15 protein-coding genes are annotated in these 17,065 nt (G+C 61.9%); 6 read left to right on the top strand and 9 right to left on the bottom strand.

Features of this window, described 5'->3' with window-relative positions; translation table 11 throughout:
- Window positions 1–105 precede the first annotated feature (105 nt).
- Window positions 106–1,758, top strand: a complete 1,653-nt coding sequence (locus LSO07_RS16325; RefSeq protein ID WP_151095446.1) for a 3-(methylthio)propionyl-CoA ligase — start codon at window positions 106–108, stop codon at window positions 1,756–1,758.
- A 6-nt stretch (window positions 1,759–1,764) separates the two neighbouring features.
- Here the strand turns inward: LSO07_RS16325 and LSO07_RS16320 are convergent, their stop codons facing one another.
- From LSO07_RS16320 to LSO07_RS16305, 4 genes are read right to left on the bottom strand one after another with little or no spacing between them, the layout of a single operon-like run.
- Window positions 1,765–3,291, bottom strand: coding sequence for a chemotaxis protein CheW (locus LSO07_RS16320; RefSeq protein WP_225317324.1), 1,527 nt, complete (start codon window positions 3,289–3,291; stop codon window positions 1,765–1,767).
- The gene (locus LSO07_RS16315) at window positions 3,278–3,802 is read right to left on the bottom strand and encodes a chemotaxis protein CheD (RefSeq protein WP_052140344.1); all 525 of its coding nucleotides are present in this window, start codon (window positions 3,800–3,802) and stop codon (window positions 3,278–3,280) included. The genes LSO07_RS16320 and LSO07_RS16315 overlap by 14 nt, the downstream gene beginning before the upstream one ends.
- The gene (locus LSO07_RS16310) at window positions 3,799–4,623 is read right to left on the bottom strand and encodes a CheR family methyltransferase (protein ID WP_151095443.1); all 825 of its coding nucleotides are present in this window, start codon (window positions 4,621–4,623) and stop codon (window positions 3,799–3,801) included. The genes LSO07_RS16315 and LSO07_RS16310 overlap by 4 nt, the downstream gene beginning before the upstream one ends.
- 3 nt (window positions 4,624–4,626) lie before the next feature.
- A complete protein-coding gene (locus tag LSO07_RS16305; RefSeq protein WP_080753571.1) occupies window positions 4,627–6,690 on the bottom strand; it encodes a methyl-accepting chemotaxis protein in 2,064 nt (687 codons plus the stop codon).
- Between the two features lie 555 nt (window positions 6,691–7,245).
- Between LSO07_RS16305 and LSO07_RS16300 the strand changes: the two genes are divergently transcribed.
- Entirely contained in the window at window positions 7,246–9,333 is a 2,088-nt protein-coding gene (locus LSO07_RS16300; RefSeq protein WP_151095440.1) for a 3-hydroxyacyl-CoA dehydrogenase NAD-binding domain-containing protein, read from the top strand.
- A gap of 120 nt (window positions 9,334–9,453) precedes the next feature.
- Here LSO07_RS16300 and LSO07_RS16295 read toward each other — a convergent pair whose 3' ends face one another.
- From LSO07_RS16295 to LSO07_RS16285, 3 genes are all read right to left on the bottom strand, one after another.
- Entirely contained in the window at window positions 9,454–10,302 is an 849-nt protein-coding gene (locus LSO07_RS16295; RefSeq protein WP_191909693.1) for an alpha/beta fold hydrolase, read from the bottom strand.
- A gap of 107 nt (window positions 10,303–10,409) precedes the next feature.
- Window positions 10,410–10,808 (bottom strand): VOC family protein, encoded by a 399-nt coding sequence (locus tag LSO07_RS16290; RefSeq protein WP_151095433.1) that lies wholly within the window; start codon window positions 10,806–10,808, stop codon window positions 10,410–10,412.
- 101 nt (window positions 10,809–10,909) lie between these two features.
- On the bottom strand, window positions 10,910–11,206 hold the full coding sequence (locus LSO07_RS16285) for a DUF2798 domain-containing protein (RefSeq protein ID WP_099387842.1): 297 nt from the start codon (window positions 11,204–11,206) through the stop codon (window positions 10,910–10,912).
- Window positions 11,207–11,302: 96 nt separating this feature from the next.
- On the opposite strand from LSO07_RS16285, the gene LSO07_RS16280 reads away from it, so the two are divergent.
- Entirely contained in the window at window positions 11,303–12,208 is a 906-nt protein-coding gene (locus tag LSO07_RS16280; protein WP_151095431.1) for a LysR family transcriptional regulator, read from the top strand.
- Here LSO07_RS16280 and LSO07_RS16275 read toward each other — a convergent pair.
- Window positions 12,205–12,954, bottom strand: coding sequence for a nucleotidyltransferase domain-containing protein (locus tag LSO07_RS16275; protein ID WP_151095429.1), 750 nt, complete (start codon window positions 12,952–12,954; stop codon window positions 12,205–12,207). The genes LSO07_RS16280 and LSO07_RS16275 overlap by 4 nt on opposite strands.
- A gap of 193 nt (window positions 12,955–13,147) precedes the next feature.
- On the opposite strand from LSO07_RS16275, the gene LSO07_RS16270 reads away from it, so the two are divergent.
- The gene (locus LSO07_RS16270) at window positions 13,148–13,351 is read left to right on the top strand and encodes a hypothetical protein (RefSeq protein WP_034784610.1); all 204 of its coding nucleotides are present in this window, start codon (window positions 13,148–13,150) and stop codon (window positions 13,349–13,351) included.
- Window positions 13,352–13,457: 106 nt separating this feature from the next.
- Here LSO07_RS16270 and LSO07_RS16265 read toward each other — a convergent pair whose 3' ends face one another.
- Window positions 13,458–15,158 (bottom strand): MFS transporter, encoded by a 1,701-nt coding sequence (locus LSO07_RS16265; protein ID WP_034784609.1) that lies wholly within the window; start codon window positions 15,156–15,158, stop codon window positions 13,458–13,460.
- 229 nt (window positions 15,159–15,387) lie between these two features.
- Here LSO07_RS16265 and LSO07_RS16260 point away from each other — a divergent pair, with 229 nt between their 5' ends.
- Both LSO07_RS16260 and LSO07_RS16255 read left to right on the top strand, forming a co-directional pair.
- Window positions 15,388–16,566, top strand: a complete 1,179-nt coding sequence (locus tag LSO07_RS16260; protein ID WP_099387840.1) for an acetyl-CoA C-acyltransferase — start codon at window positions 15,388–15,390, stop codon at window positions 16,564–16,566.
- A gap of 126 nt (window positions 16,567–16,692) precedes the next feature.
- Complete coding sequence (locus tag LSO07_RS16255; RefSeq protein WP_151095427.1) at window positions 16,693–16,995, top strand: Dabb family protein; 303 nt, start codon at window positions 16,693–16,695, stop codon at window positions 16,993–16,995.
- Window positions 16,996–17,065: the final 70 nt, after the last annotated feature.

Genomic DNA, 17,065 nt, shown 5'->3' with positions numbered 1-17,065 from the left:
TGCAATGCAATATCGAAATGCGTTGACGATTTCCGCACGACCGTACGAAACTAAGGAAAATCTTTAACTTCCAACAATAACCGAGTATCCAAACCAGGAGACACGATGTCGGCATTTCCCTTGAGTCCAGTGATGGGCCAGATGATGAATCAGCCCCTGCTGATTTCCAGCATTATCGAGTTTGCAGCGCGTCATTATGGCTGCGGCGAAATCGTGTCGCGCCGGGTGGAAGGCGATCTGCACCGTTATACCTACCGCGATTGCCACCAGCGCACGCGGCGCCTGGCGAATGCCTTGCACGGCCTGGGCATAGGCATGGGCGACCGGGTCGCCACCCTCGCCTGGAATGGCTACCGTCACCTGGAAGCGTACTATGCCGTGTCCGGCTCGGGCGCCGTGCTGCACACCATCAATCCGCGTTTATTTCCCGAGCAGATCGCCTACATCTCGAACCACGCGGAAGACCAGGTGCTGCTGTTCGACCTGACCTTCCTGCCCGTGGTGGAAAAGATCGCCGCCGACTGTACCTTCGTGCGCCATTTCGTGCTGATGTGCGACCGCGACCGCATGCCAGCCAGCAGCAGCATTCCCGACCTGCTGTGCTATGAAGACCTGATCGACACGCATTCCGACGAGTATACCTGGCCCGTGTTCGATGAAAACTCGGCCGCCGCCCTGTGCTATACCTCGGGCACGACGGGCAACCCCAAGGGTGCGCTGTATTCGCACCGCTCGACCGTGCTGCACGCGTATGCTTCGGCCATGCCCAGCGCACTGAACGTGCGCGCCACCGACACGGTCCTGCCAGTCGTGCCCATGTTCCACGTGAACGCCTGGGGCTTGCCGTATTCCGTGCTGCTGTCTGGCGCGCGCATGGTGTTTCCCGGCGCGGCGCTGGACGGCAAGTCGCTGTACGAACTGTTCGAATCGGAAAAAGTGACCTTCTCGGCCGGCGTACCCACGGTCTGGCTGGGCCTGCTGAACTATGCCTTGCAGAATGACCTGAAATTTTCCACCTTCCGCCGCACGGTGATCGGCGGCGCGGCGTGCCCGCCAGCCATGATGGATACCCTGATCGACAAGTTCGACGTGGAAGTCATCCATGGCTGGGGCATGACGGAAATGTCGCCGTTAGGCACCACGGGCGGCTTGCAGACCAAGCACCTGGCCATGGACAAGGAAGCGCAGCGCGATATCCTGCACAAGCAGGGCCATGCCATTTACGGCGTGGACATGAAGATCGTCGATGACGATGGCAAGGAATTGCCGTGGGATGGCGTGGCGTACGGCCATTTGCTGGTGAAAGGGCCATGGATCATTTCCGCGTACTACAAGAACGAGGGCGGCGAGGTGCTGCAGGATGGCTGGTTCCCCACGGGCGACGTGGCCACCATCGATGCGGACGGCTACATGCAGATCACGGACCGCAGCAAGGACGTGATCAAGTCGGGCGGCGAGTGGATTGGCACCATCGACCTGGAAAACCTGGCCATGGCGCACCCGGCCGTGCTGCAGGCGGCCTGCATCGGCGTGTTCCACCCGAAATGGGACGAGCGTCCCGTGCTCGTCGTGGTACTGCGCCCCGGCATGACGGTTACGCGCGAAGCGCTGTTGCAATTTTTTGAAGGCAAGATCGCCAAGTGGTGGACGCCCGACGACGTGCTGTTCATCGACGCCTTGCCCATGGGCGCCACGGGCAAGATCCAGAAGAACAAGCTGCGTGACCAGTTCAAGGGGCACAAGTTGCCGGGCTTGTAAAAAAACTTACGCCGCCTGCGGCAGCGCCGAGCCCAGCTTTTCCAGCAGATGGTCGCACTGGAAGACGGACAGGGTCTGGCGCTGCGCATCCGTGCCGATATCGATCATTTCATCCATTTCGCTGCGCAAGTCGTCATGCTCTCCCGTGCGGATGATTTGCGGCGCCGCAAAGCGCTGGCTGTCGGAGATGGTCATGATGTTGTCGACATGGTCGACGAGAAAGCCGTAGCGCTCGGCACCCCGTTCCACGATCAAAATCTTGCCCGCGCCCGTGTCCGCCAGCGGCGGCATGGCGTACAGCTGGCGCAGGTCGATGATGCTGATCATTTGCTGGCGCAGGTTGAGCATGCCGCGCATGCAGGCCGGCATGCCCGGTGGCGTGGTGATGGCGCCGCTGAAGTCGATGATTTCGCGCACTTGCCCGATTTCCACGGCGAAGCGGGTTTCCACCGTAAACGTGATATAGACGCGGCGCTGCGCCTTGCGCGTGGCGGCGCTGCCCGCTTCCGTGTCGGTCGGGTACAGGCGCGCGTGGCCGTCGCGCATCTCGACGATCTCCGCCTGCGACAAGATGCCCTTGTGGTCGAGGAAAATGATGTCGCCCAGACCCTCTTTCGTGATGCAGCCGGCAAACATGGCGGCGCGTGCTTTGCTCAGCAGGGGAATCGGCAGCACCTCGTCGCCAAAGAAATGCACGATGCTGTCGACGGAGTCGACGAGGAAGCCCACGGTCGTATCATCGAGGCGCACGACGATGATGCGCTGGTCGCTGGTCGCCGCCATGCCGGACCTGGCCGCCTGCAGCAGGGCGCCGAAGTCGACGACGGCCACCTGGCTGCCGCGAAAATGCATGCGCCCGAGGCACAGTTCGCTGTTCAGCAGGGAGCTGTGCAGTTCCGGCACCCGGATGATTTCCTGGATGGCCAGCATTTCGAAGGCAAACGTGGCGCCGGCCGCATGGAAGCTGACGCACTGCCGACGTTCGCTTTGCGCATGGTAGCGGGCCGAACTCAGCTTGGCGCCCGTCGCCTGCAGGGCCAGCACATGGGGTACGTTTTCGATGCGCAGCAGGGCATGCGGATCGAGTACCTGCAGCAGGCGCGCACCGCCATCGAGCAGGATCGTGCCGGCGATGACGGCGTGGCTGTCGCCGGCCGCATATTGCAGGGCGCTGCGGGCGCTGGCGGGCACGCGCAGGATTTCACCCGTATCCTGGAAGACGATACCGACCAGCACTTGCTGGAAGTCGAGGATGGCGATCTTGTCCGTGGCCACGGCGCGCGGCGCATCGGGGCGGAACAAGCGCCCCAGGTTGACCACCGGAATGACGCTGCCGCGCAAGGTGAACATGCCTTCCAGGTAGGCGGGCGACAGGGGCAGGGTCGTGACTTTCGCGGGGTAATTGACGACTTCGCGGATGCAGCTGGCGGGCAGGGCGAATTCATCGTCGCCCAGGTGGAAGGAGCCGAACAGCTCGGCGGCCGTTTCTCCATGGGCCTGCGCTTGCAAGCCTGTCGCTTCATGCATATCCATATGCGCCTTCCTTGCGTGGAATTAATTCGGGTTGCGCCACCACATCGGTGACGGCATAGCTGTGGTTGGCGCAATCGATCAGCAACTGACGCCCGTGGCGTCCGCCCAGCGCGCAAAAACTCACCGACAAGCCGCACTGGTCCAGGTATTTTTGCGCCGCTTCCGCATTTTGCCTGCCCACTTGCAATCTCCCATTGCGCGGGCCAAACATGCTGGCGCCGCCCGCCAGCACCACTTCGATATCGGCGTAATCGGCCTGGCGCACACCCATCATCCGCAGCAGCGAGGGCACGGCCTGGCTCACATAGCGTGCCCCCAGGCTGCTGTCGGTGCCTGGCGCTTCCGGCAGCAGGCAATGGGCCAGGCCGCAGCAGGGGCCATTCTTCCAGATGAAACCGATGCCGATGCAGGAGCCGAGCAAGGCTTGCAGTTGCTCGCCATGCGTGCCCACGCTGAGTTGCCCCATGCCAACATGGTGCAGCGGCAGGCTAGGGTCGATGATGATGTTCATGCGCTACCCGCCTTATAAATCATGGGAAACTCGAATTGATAGCCGGTACCGAGGCGGGCGATGGTTTCCGACTCGCCCAGGATCAGCCGGCCCTCGTCCTTGAGGCTGAGCCGTGCCTGGCGCAGCACGGTTTCCTGGTGCTCGGCATCGAAATAGATCAGCACATTGCGCAGGAACACCAGGTCGAACTGCCGCGCCGGGCGCAATGCTTCCAGCAGATTGTGTTGGGCAAAGCAGACGTGTTGCCGCAATTCCTCGTTGACCCTGACGCCATGCGGCGAGGGCGTGAAATATTTGCGCAGCAAGTCCGGATGCGACAGGCGGATGCGTTCGACGGAGCGGCCGCTGTACTGGCCGGCCCGCGCCGCGCCCAGGATTTGCTGCGAAATGTCGCTGGCCAGGATCTGGTAGCGGAAAGCGGGCGCTTGCAGCCTGAATTGCTCGCACAGCATGGCGATTGAATACAGCTCCTCGCCGCTGGCGGCCGCTGCCGACCAGATGGACAGGCAGCCGTCCGGATGCGCACGGGCCCAGGCGGGCAGGTAGCGGTCGCGGAAGTAATCCCAGATGGACGGCGTGCGGAAGAACAGGGTGTCGTTGGTGGTCACCAGGTCGATGAAATGGGCCACCTCGTCGCGGTCGCTGCTGACGCGCTCCAGGTACGCCTGGTAGCTGTGCAGGGACAGCGCCCGCAGCCGAGGCTGCAAGCGCCGTTCCAGCAAGACGCTCTTGCGCGCCGTCATGGCGATGCCCGTATGCTGGCGCACCAGGGCGATCAGGGTCGTCAGCACCTCGGGCGTCAAGGTGGCCGCATGGCTCATGGCTTACACCACGAAGCCGGATACAGTCTGGTTCAGGCTGCCAGCGCGCTCGTTCAACCCATCCGTCGAGCGGGCGATGCTGTCGCAGTTGGCGGCCGACTTTTCCGTTTCCTCGGCGATGTACTGGATGGCCGTGGATACTTCGCGCGCCGTCAGCAGCTGTTCATTGGCCGCCTTCGAGATATCGGAAATGGCCAGGGTGGTCTTCGCCACGCCCGAGACGATCTTGTCGAAGGCGTCGCTGGCCTGGCGCGAGATTTCGCTGCCCGTCGAGACGCGCTTGACGGATTCGTTGATCAGCTTGGAAATCTCTTTTGTTGCCTGCGAGGAGCGCTCGGCCAGCTTGCGCACCTCGTCGGCAACGACGGAAAAGCCCAGGCCGTGCTCGCCCGCGCGGGCCGCTTCGATGGCCGCGTTGAAGGCCAGCATGTTTGTCTGGTTGGCGATTTCGCTGATCACCTTGACGATTTCGCCGATGTCTTCCGAGGAGCGGTTGATCAAGTCCATCGCCTCGATCGACTTGGCGACGGCGCGCGCGCCCGCTTCCGCTTCCTGCTGCGTGGCTTTCGCCAGGTAATCGGCGTTCGAGGTGTTTTCCGCGATGGAATTGATGGAGAACGTCAAACCGTCGATGGACGCGTTCATTTCTTCCACCGTGGCGCCAAGCGCCTGCGTGCCCACGGCCACGCCCGTGGCCCGTTCGGCGATCGCGTGCGAGGCGTCGGCAAAGCCGTTCGCGGCCGATACCACGTTGCCGATCACGCCGCGCAAGTCGACGATCATCTTGCTGATGCCGCCGGCCAGCAGGTCGATCGGCTCGTCGCCCTCGGGCACGATATTGCAGGTCAGGTCGCCTTGCGCCGCGCGCGCCACCGATTCAAGCAGGGCATTGACCTTGCGGCTGTCGTTGGCGGCCTTGGACTGGATGCTGTTTTCCAGGTTCACCTGTTCCGTGATGTCGATGGCGAACTTGACCACTTTATACGGCTTGCCGTTCAGGTCCAGGATGGGGTTGTAGGTGGCCTGTATCCACACTACCTTGCCATGGTTGCCCAGGCGCTTGTAGCGGCCCGCGTCGAATTCGCCGCGGTTGAGCTTTTGCCAGAATTTCTTGTACTCGGGGCTGCTCGCGTACTCGGGCTCGCAAAACATGCGATGGTGTTCGCCCTGGATATCGCTCAAGTCGTAGTCCATGACGGCGAGGAAATTGTCGTTTGCGTCCAGCACATTGCCGTGCATGTCGAATTCGATCACGGCCTGCGCCTTGCCGATGGCGCTGACCTTGCCTTCGTATTCGGCATTGCGCATTTTCAGGGCCGTGATGTCGCTGGCGAACTTGACTACCTTGAAGGGCCGTCCTTCCGCATCGAAAATGGGGTTGTACGAGGCATTGAGCCAGATTTCGCGGCCGTCCTTGGTGACGCGTTTGTATTCGCCCGAGTCGAACTGGCCTTGCCCCAGCTTCTGCCAGAACTGCGCATAGTCGTCGCTCCTGGCGTAGTCGGGCAGGCAAAACATGCGGTGGTGCTTGCCCTTGATCTCATCGAGCGTGTAGCCGACGGACTTGAGGAAATTGTCGTTGGCGTCGAGGATGGTGCCGTCGAGCCGGAACTCGATCACAGCCTGGGCCTTGCTGATGGCGTCGATCTTGCCTTCATAATCGGCGTTGCGGCGCTTGCTGGCCGTGATGTCGGTAGCAAACTTGATGACTTTATACGGCTTGCCGTCCGCATCGAGGATGGGATTGTAGGACGCATTGATCCACACTTCGCGCCCATCCTTGGCGCGGCGCTTGTATTCGCCATGGTCGAACTCGCCACGTCCCAGTTTGGCCCAGAAGGTGGCGTATTCGGCCGTTTTCACATAGTCGGGGTCGCAGAAGATGGCATGGTGCTTGCCTTGCACTTCGTCCAGGGTATAGCCGAGGACGCGCAGGAAATTGTCATTCGCATGCAGGATGGTGCCGTCGAGTTCGAATTCGATGACGGCCTGGACACGGTTCAATGCAGTATTTATCGCTTGTAAGTCCAGATCCTGGGAGTGGCTGACATGGCTGGCTGCGTCCATAGTATTTCCTTCGGGGTGAGAAGAGGAATGGGAACGATAAGGCTGCTGTTATTATTTTTTCTGCTATCCATATAAGGCAGCGATGTTATTGCATGGATCGACATCTGGTGATAATCGGTGAGAATGTGCGCGATCAACGGCCGCCAGTGTTTGCCCTGCGGTTTGCCTTATAGTGGATAAATTGTAGAGTATTGATTTGAATCAACAATTTGATTATTCCCCAGCATCTGGCGAAAAACAAGGGGCGGAAATAAATAATGTCAAAACTGTCGTAATTGACCCATGCCCGCATATAACAATCCCTTTATTTTGCATAATAAAACGTCGTTATTATTATTGTGCTTTTATTATTTAAATGAATATCCAAGTGATAGCTTCTACGGGAGCTTGCTGCTTGCAGCAGAATCTTTCCGCAAACGATGTTGTACCATGGCGTACCATGCTGGCGCCGGGCACGCCACGACAAAAATAATACGAGCGTTCTTTTATGCGGTATAGTGAAGCTTCATCCCTTGCAACCACCTCATCGCTGAGCAAAATCAATAAGGAAGAGACATGAGTGCTGAATATCAAGTGAACGGCGCCGTTGCCGTCATTACCCTCGCCAATCCGCCCGTCAATGGACTGGGCCTGGCCACGCGCACGGCCGCCGTGGCCGGCATCCGCCAGGCGCTGGCGGACGAGTCCGTCAAAGCCATCGTCATCACGGGCGCAGGCAAGGCCTTTTCGGGCGGTGCCGATATCAAGGAATTCAATTCGCCCAAGGCGCTCACGGAACCGACTCTCCACACCCTGATCAACGTCGTCGAGCAATCGACCAAGCCGGTCGTGGCGGCCATCCACAGCGTCTGCATGGGGGGCGGCTTGGAGCTGGCGCTGGGCTGCAACTACCGCGTGGCAGCACCGGGCGCGCAGATGGCCTTGCCGGAAGTCAAACTCGGCATCTTGCCGGGCGCGGGCGGTACGCAGCGCCTGCCGCGCGTGCTGGGACTGGAAATGGCCCTGAACATGATCGTCTCGGGCACGCCCGTGGCGTCCGAAAAACTGGCCGGCACGGCCCTGTTCGACGAAGTCATCGCGCCCGGCGCGGACTTGCTGGCCGCCGCCGTGGCCTTCGCCGCCAAAGTGGGCGACGTGCGCCCGCTGCCGAAAGTGCGCGAGCGCAAGGTTGATTACCCGAACCACGAAGCGTTTTTGCAGTTTTCGCGCAATACCGTGAAAGCCATGTCCGGCCCGTTCCCCGCACCGCTGAAATGCGTCGATGCCGTGGCGGCCGCCGTGACGATGAAATTCGACGAAGGCTTGAAGTACGAGCGTGAACTGTTCATGCAGCTGGTGCAGTCGCCCGAATCGAAAGCCCTGCGCCACGCCTTCTTTGCCGAACGCGTCGCCAGCAAGGTGCCGGACGTGCCGTCCGATACCCCCGTGCGCACGATCGCCAGCGCGGCCATCGTCGGCGCCGGCACCATGGGTGGTGGCATCGCCATGAATTTCGCCAACGCGGGCATTCCCGTCATCTTGCTGGAAACGAAGCAGGAAGCGCTGGACAAGGGCCTAGCCACCATCCGTAAGAATTACGAGAACACGGTGAAGAAGGGCAAGCTGACGCAAGAGAAGGCCGAGCAGCGCATCGCGCTCGTTAGCGGCACGCTGGCCTACGCCGACATTGCGCAGGCGGACATCGTCATCGAAGCCGTCTTCGAGGAACTGGGCGTGAAGGAAACCGTCTTCAAGCAGCTGGACGCCGTCATGAAGCCGGGCGCCATCCTCGCCTCGAACACGTCGACCCTGGACCTGGACAAGATCGCCGCGTTCACCAAGCGCCCGCAAGACGTGATCGGCACGCATTTCTTCAGCCCCGCGAACGTCATGAAGCTGCTGGAAATCGTCCGTGGCAAGGAAACGGGCAAGGAGGTGCTGGCCACGGCGCTGGCGCTGTCGAAAAAGCTGAAAAAAACGGGCGTCGTCTCGGGCGTGTGCGACGGTTTCATCGGCAACCGCATGATCGAGCAGTACAGCCGCCAGGCCGGTTTCCTGCTGGAAGAAGGCTGTCTGCCGGAACAGGTCGACAAGGCGGTCGAGAAATTCGGCTTCGCCATGGGCCCGTTCCGCATGGGCGACCTGGCCGGTAACGACATCGGCTGGGCCATCCGCAAGCGCCGCTACGTGGAAAAACCGGAAGTGACGTATTCGAAGACGGCCGACCTGCTGTGCGAACTGGGGCGCTACGGCCAGAAGACGGGCGCCGGCTGGTATGACTACAAGCCGGGCGACCGCAAGGCGTATCCGTCGGAACAGGTCAACGCCATGATAGTCCAGCATTCCTCCGACATCGGCGTGGCACGGCGCAAGATCAGCGACCAGGAAATCGTCGAACGCCTCGTGTATGCGCTCGTCAATGAAGGCGCGCGCATCCTGGAAGAGGGCATCGCCCTGCGCGCCTCGGACATCGACATGGTGTATCTGACGGGCTACGGTTTCCCGCTGTTCCGCGGCGGCCCGATGTTCTACGCGGATACGGTCGGCTTGCCGAACGTGCTCGATACGATCGCCGGCTATGCGAAAGGCCGCCACGGCGAAGCGTGGACGCCGGCACCGCTGCTGGTGAAACTGGCGGGCGAGGGCAAGGGTTTCAACAGCTGATGAGGCACGGTTGAAAAGATGTAGGTCGGATTAGCGAGGCTCCGCCTCGCGTAATCCGACAACATTGTCGGCCATAGCGGTGTCGGATTACGCGACATGCCGCTAATCCGACCTACGTTGTTATTTTTTCTTCGCCACCATCTTGACCGCCTCGTTGACGATGACGGGGTTGTCCTTCTGGATGTAGTAGCCGGTGCCCGTGATGCGCTCGATGGCTGGCGCGCCGGACAGGCGCTGCCAATCCTTTTCCTGGGCCCGCACCACGTTTTCAAACGAGCCCATTTCCTCGATGCCGAACTTGTCGCGCACCAGCAGCATGGCGGGCACGCGCAGCGGGCTGCTCATATCGACATGTTGCAGGCACTGCGTCTGGGCATCGAATTCGGCCGATTCCGTACTGTTGAACATCAGCTTGCGCCGCGTCTTGACGAGCATGGCGTAGGTGGACGCGTCCGTCTGCAGGCGGTTCCATTGCTGCGGGTGCGTGGGATCGAGCAAGACCAGGCCGGCCACGTCCTGCGGGTACAGCCTGGCATACACGTACTGGTACAGCCCGCCCAGGCCATGGCCGACCAGCACATACGGCGGTTTCAAGCCCGCTTGCGTCAGCAGGGCACGCTGCTGGGCAGCAACGGTGCAGGGATCGCGCGGCGTGGTGGTCTTTTTGCTCTCGCCGTAGCCGGGACGGTCGTACACGAGCACGCGGTGCTGCCTGGCCACTTCGGGCACCACCTTGGCCCACACATCCTTGCCGTCGCCCATGGCCGACTGGAAGACCACGGGCAAGCCGCCCTGGCCGCTCAGGGTGTAGGCGATGCTGGCGTCGGGCAGGGCGGCGGTGGCCGGCACGCCTGGCATGACCGGGGTGGATGGCAACAGGGAGCAGCCGGAAAAACAGCTTGCCAGCAGCAAGCCGGCGCTGGAGAGGAGCATGGTGCGCGCGGGGCGGCCGACGAATAGATGATGCATGAATCTCCTTCTTGGTGCACGGACCGGGGACCGGTATGGCTTGCCAGCCATTATAGGCAAATCGTGCCGAAGTGGAAATGCCGAACAGAGGCGGATTTACCGTCCTGTCAGCCGGCGTCGGCGCGATGGCAGACGGCTTCGATGCGGTTGCCGTCCGGATCGAACAAAAAGGCCGCGTAATAGCTGGCGTGATAGTGGCGCAAGCCGGGCGCGCCCAGGTCGATGCCGCCGTGCGCCAGTCCCGCGTGCCAGAACGCTTCCACGGCCGCGCGCGAGGGGGCCTTGAAGCAGCAATGGCGGCGCGGCGCGTCGTCGGGCTTGGGACCCAGGCGCACGGAAAAATAGCTGCGCCCGGGATGCTCCGCATCGCTGCGCTCGCCGTAGCCTATCCAGGCGTTGGCATGGTCGCTGCCCACCTTGGGCACGTTCAGCGCGGCAAAGATGGCGTCATAGAAGCGCTCGGCGCGCTCCAGATCGCTGACAGTGAGGGAAACGTGATCGAGCATGGGCACTCCGCTGTAAAAACAAGGACGGCCATAGCATAGCCCGGATCAGGGCGGCCGTGGGCGGGAGTGACCGAGTGATACTGTTGCTGGCCGACTGCCGGTTAAGTGCGGCTGGCGCAGGCACATGGCGCACCGGCCGGGCAGGCGGGGCAGCTTGGTGACGCCGGACGCGCCAGGCGGGCCACGATAGTGCGGCTGAACAGCTGCACGCGGGGCGCGAACAGCATCACGGCGCAGAAGGCCACGGGCCAGGCGGCAAAGAACGCATGGCGCCAGCGGGGCAGGAAGTCGGCCTGCAGGCCGATATTCAGCCAGGTGACCCAGGCGCTCATCAGCAGGGTCATGACCAGCGACATCAGGAAGGCAAATACACAGCGCAAACGCAGGGCTTCGGACATGGCGCACTTTCAAGATATGAGGATATGGCAGCGTAACGACTTGCAGCAATCTATACTAGAGCCATATTTTTAATTTCAAATTCCGAAAATGCAATCATGCTTGATGACTTAGCCCTGTTTGTCGCCATTGTCGAGGCGGGTAGCCTGCATGCGGCGGCCGTGAAGGAAGACTTGCCCGCCGCGACCGTCACGCGCCGGCTGCAAAAGCTGGAAAGCCAGCTCGGCTACCGCTTGCTCAACCGCAGCGCGCGCCGCCTGCAGCCGACGGCGGAGGGCTGGCAATACTACGAGCAGTGCCGCCCCTTGGTGCATGCCTTGCGGCAGGCGACGCAGCAGCTCGACGCCAGCCTGTCGGCCGTTTCGGGCAGCATCCGCGTGCTGGCGCCCGTCAACTTCGCCAGCGGCTTGCTGACGCCGGCCTGGGTCAGTTTCATGCAGAAGTATCCGGATATCCGCCTCGAGCTGGAACTGTCGAACCTGCTGCAAGACCTGGTGGGCAGCGGCGCCGACCTGGCCATCCGCGTGGGCGCGCTCGACGATTCCTCGCTGATGCAGCGCCGGCTGGGCAGTGCCGCGCTGGTGATGGTGGCCGCGCCCGGCTATCTGGCGCGCGCCGGCGTGCCGCGCGACTTGCAGGAATTGGAAAAGCACGAGCTGATCGTGGCCGAGCCGCTGCGCAGCTGGCGGCTGCGGCGGCCCGGCGACGGCGCCGAAATGGTGATCGAACCGCAGGCGCGCCTGCGCGTCAACGAGATGCGTTTGGCCGTGGAGATGGCCGACGCGGGCATCGGCATCCTGCTGTGCCCGCTTTTACAATGCCGCGAGGAAGTGGCCCGGGGCAGCCTCGTGCGCGTCTTGCCCGACTGGATGCCGCAGCCGCGCCATGTGTATGCCGTGTGGGCGCAGCGGCGCTACCTGCCGGCCCGCGTGCGCGTGCTGCTCGAGCACCTGGCGGCGTTTGCGGCGGATAATCCCTTGTTGAACGAAGAGCCGGGCGTTTAGCTTGCCTGTTGCTGCGCCAGCCACAGCGTGAACTGGCGCAGCGCTGGCGTAAAACCGCTGGCTGGCGCGGCACCGGGCCCGGCCTGGGCCAGGAAATACGCGATGGGCGCCTGCATGGCGGGAGAGTGCCGCAGCAACAGCGCGACATGCTCGTCCAGGCTGGCGGGCCAGCCTGGATCGCCATCCTGGCGCAGGGTGTTGCAGGAACGGATCAGCTTGCGCGACGCTTCGCGCTGCAGGCGGGCGATGACGGCAGGGTCGCGCTCGTCATCAAGGCGCTGCGCATACTCGTCCAGCACGCGGGCAAAGTCGCCATTCACGGCCAGGGCAATGGCGCGCGAGGGCGCGAACGGCGCAAAGTGCCGCGCCAGGTCTTCGCCCCACAGGCAGCGGCACTGGTGCTTGAGCCAGTAGCCCCAGCTGTACAGGTGCTCCGGCGCCAGTACCTGGGCCCGGTGGCCGATATCGAAATCGATCTTCTTGACTTCGCGGTGGCGCGCCTGCAAGGCCAGGCGCAGCGCCTCCAGCGCGCCGGCCTGCTGCTGCGTGGGCGGATGGCGCAGTACCAGGGTCAGGTCGAGGTCGGATACGCCCGGCGTGGCGTCGCCGCGGGCGACGCTGCCATACAGGTATATGCCGTCCAGCAAGCTACCGGCGTGCGCAGCCAGGCTGGCGCAAACGTCTTGCAGCAAGGCGTCGAAATGCTGCTGCAGTGGGCCGCAGGGGGCGGGAGGAATGGTCGGCATGCCTGGTACGAATCTGCTGGGAGAAACTGCCACCATAGCATGCAGTGGCGGGCGCGCAGGCAATCCTTTCCATTAAGTAATACCGAGCGCTTGTACTTTTCGTCAAGATCGCGTTAAGATAAAGCTGCCCGCTTATCCAGTGGGCAATCTGGTGTTTTTTCGCGCAATCCCGTCCCTATCCATGAGAGTAGCAATGAAATATCTGATCATTCCCTTCTTGCTGGCCATCACTGGCTGCGAAGTACTGTATGACGCAAACCGGGACAAGATCGGCGAGTATTGCAACAGCCTCAATAATTTTGACGACCGGAATGCCTGCCGCAAGCGCAACCAGACCAGCTACCAGGAATACGTGCAGCAGCGCGACCAGCTGAAAAAGGGCAAGAGCGACAAGTAAGTTCGGCAAGTTCGCCGCCGCATACGCCGCATAAAAAAACGCCGCTGACGAGTCAGCGGCGTTTTGCTTTGCGAACCCCGGCCTTGCGACCGGGGCATGCATCAGATCAATCGTCGGCGTAGATATTGTTGTCCTTGGTTTCCTTGACGAACAGGGTGCCGATCACGACAGTCGCCAGGGCGACGACGATCGGATACCACAGGCCGTAATAGATATCGCCCTTGAAGGCCACCAGCGCGAAGGCCGTGGTCGGCAGCAAGCCGCCGAACCAGCCGTTACCGATATGGTAGGGCAGGGACATCGAGGTGTAGCGGATACGGGTCGGGAACATTTCCACCAGCATGGCGGCGATCGGGCCATACACCATGGTCACGTACAGCACCAGGATGAACAGCAGCAAGACCACCATCGGCTTGTTGATCTGGTCCGGATCGGCTTTCGCAGGGTAGCCCGCTTCCTTGATGCCGGCGCCCAGTTCTTTCTTCAGCGCCGCTTCGTGGGCCTTGCTTTCCGCATCGAAGTTCAAGCCATCGGCCGTCATGACGGCGTTAAACGACGTGAATTCCTTCGTGCCGATGCGTACCTTGGCGATACTGCCCGCCGGTGCGTCTTCCTTCGTGTAGTTCACCGAGCTGTTCGACAGGAAGCCCGTGGCGATGTCGCACGACGATGGGAATTTCTTCGTGCCCGTCATGTTGAACTGGAAGTGGCAGGAAGCAGGATCGGCGACCACCACCACTGGCGAGTTCTTCAGTGCTGCTTCCAGTTGCGGATTGGCGAAGTGGGTCAGGCCGTTGAAGATCGGGAAATAGGTCGCAGCGGCGATCAGGCAGCCGCCGAGGATGATGTACTTGCGGCCGATGCGGTCGGACAGGCTGCCGAAGAACAGGAAGAATGGCGTGGCCAGCAGCAGGGCGATGGCGACGAGCACGTTGGCTGTTGCCAGGTCCACTTTCAGGGTCTGGATCATGAAGAACAGGGCGTAGAACTGGCCCGTGTACCACACGACAGCCTGGCCGGCCGTCAGGCCGATCAGGGCCAGGATGACGATCTTCAGGTTTTTCCACTTGCCGAACGCTTCCGTCAGCGGGGCTTTCGAGGTCTTGCCCTCGGCCTTCATCTTGGCAAACGCCGGCGATTCATTCATGGCCAGGCGGATCCACACGGAAATACCCAGCAGGATGACGGAGACCAGGAAGGGAATGCGCCAGCCCCATGCCTCGAAATCCTTCTCGCCGGTCGCCAGGCGGGTACCCAGGATGACCATCAGCGACAGGAAGAAGCCCAGGGTTGCCGTCGTTTGTATCCACGCCGTGAACGCGCCGCGCTTGCCTTCAGGCGCGTGCTCGGCCACATAGGTGGCTGCGCCGCCGTACTCGCCGCCCAGCGCCAGGCCTTGCAGGATGCGCAGGAAAACGAGGATGATCGGTGCCGCGATGCCGATGGAAGCGTGGCCCGGCAGCAAGCCGACGATGAAGGTGGAGCCGCCCATGATCAGGATGGTGATCAGGAAGGTGTACTTGCGGCCGATCATGTCGCCCAGGCGGCCGAAGACCAGCGCGCCGAACGGACGCACGATGAAGCCGGCGGCAAAGGCCAGCAGCGCGAAGATGAAGGTGGTGGTAGGGTCGCCGATGAAGAATTGCTTGGCGATGATGGAAGCGAGCGAACCGTACAGGTAAAAATCGTACCATTCAAAGACGGTGCCCAAGGATGATGCAAAGATGACCTTGCGTTCCTCAGGCGTGATCGGAGTGCCTTTGGTGGAAAATTTCCGTACGTCGGCCGAGCCGGATGGTGATGCCATGGTTTGTCTCCCTATGTTTTATAGTGAACTGGTGCCGCGGTCTTTTTGACCATTCTTGCAACAGCTGGAGGCGAGTGTGTTCTCCGAACCTTACGTCATGCTTGCTTGAAACTTACACCAAGCTTACAAATTGATGCGCGCCAGAACTTTGCGAACGATCGTACTTAAATGTGCTATTCTGATTCCGCAGATATTCCACCCCATAATATTCCCCACAAGGAGACACAGCATGAATGAAGCCGTCATCGTATCGACCGCCCGCACGGGCCTGGCCAAGTCCTGGAAGGGCGCGTTCAACATGACGCATGGCGCCACCCTGGGCGGCCACGTGCTGGCGGCCGCCGTCGAGCGCGCGCGCATCGAGGCGGAGGAAGTGGAAGACGTGCTGGTCGGCTGCGCCTTTCCGGAAGGCGCCACGGGCGGCAATATCGCGCGCCAGGTCGCCCTGCGCGGCGGCTGCCCCGTGACGACGGCCGGTATGACCGTCAACCGTTTCTGCTCGTCGGGCTTGCAGGCGATCGCCCTGGCCGCGCAGCGCATCATCGCCGGCGAAGGCGATATCTATGCGGCCGGCGGCGTGGAATCGATTTCCTGCGTGCAAAATGAAATGAATACGCATATGTACCGCGACGTCTGGCTGCAGCAGCACAAGCCGGAAGTGTACTGGCCCATGCTGCAGACGGCCGAAACCGTGGCCAAGCGCTACCAGATCTCGCGCGAACGCCAGGATGTGTATGGCGCGCAAAGCCAGCAGCGCGCCGCCGCGGCCCAGGCGGCCGGCCTGTTCGACGCGGAAATCGTGCCGATGACCACCATCATGGGCGTGGCCGACAAGGCCAGCGGCATGCTGCTGTCGCGCGAAGTGACGATCTCCGCCGATGAAGGCATCCGTGCCGACACGACCTACGACGGCGTGGCGAAGATCCGTCCGGCCATCCCGGGCGGCGTCATCAGCGCCGGCAACGCCAGCCAGTTTTCCGATGGCGCGGCGATGGCCATCGTCATGAATGCGAAAGTGGCAGAAGCGAAAGGCTTGCAACCGCTGGGCATCTTCCGCGGCTTTGCCGTGGCCGGCTGCGAACCCGATGAAATGGGCATCGGTCCCGTGTTTGCCATCCCGAAACTGCTGAAAAAGGCGGGCTTGACTGTTGCCGACATCGGCCTGTGGGAACTCAACGAAGCGTTCGCCGTGCAAGTGCTGTATTGCGCCGACACCCTGGGCATCCCGATGGACCGCCTGAACGTCAACGGCGGCGCGATTGCCGTCGGCCACCCGTATGGCGTGTCGGGCGCCCGCCTGACGGGCCATGCCCTGATCGAAGGCAAGCGCCGTGGCGTCAAATACGTGGTGGTGACCATGTGCATCGGCGGCGGGCAGGGCGCGGCCGGCCTGTTCGAAGTGCTGTAAGGTAGGTTTTATCCAGTCTGCGGGCGGCTTACAAGGCCGCCCGTTTGCATTGCGCGCCCGTTTCCTGCAAGGCGCGCCGATAGCGGGTACAGTAATGCTTCATTAATAAACAACCAGCCCGCCACCATGATCAAGCACATCGTTTTCTGGAAACTGTTAGACCACGCCGAAGGCGCCGACCGCGCCACGAACGCCTTGAAACTGAAAGCCCTGCTCGATTCCTGCTCGGACCTGGTGCCCGGCATCCTGAAATTCGAAGCAGCCGTGGCCCAGCCGGGCCTGGAAGCCACCTATGACATCGTCCTGTACAGCGAGTTCGCCAGCCGCGAAGCGCTCGACGCCTACCAGAACCATCCCGATCACGTGAAGATCAAGCCGTTTTTTGGGGCCGTGCGGGAAGCACGGCAATGTATGGATTACGAAGTGTGAAAACCCGTTAACCCCAAAGCGAAGGGCTGGGGTCAGACCCTGAGGGTCTGACCCCGGACTTTGCCTCTGG

It is taken from the genome of Janthinobacterium sp. PLB04, assembly GCF_021165895.1.
Taxonomy (GTDB): domain Bacteria; phylum Pseudomonadota; class Gammaproteobacteria; order Burkholderiales; family Burkholderiaceae_D; genus Janthinobacterium; species Janthinobacterium lividum.
The sequence above is the reverse complement of the archived record's forward strand: the minus strand, read 5'-3'. Positions and strand labels throughout refer to the sequence as shown.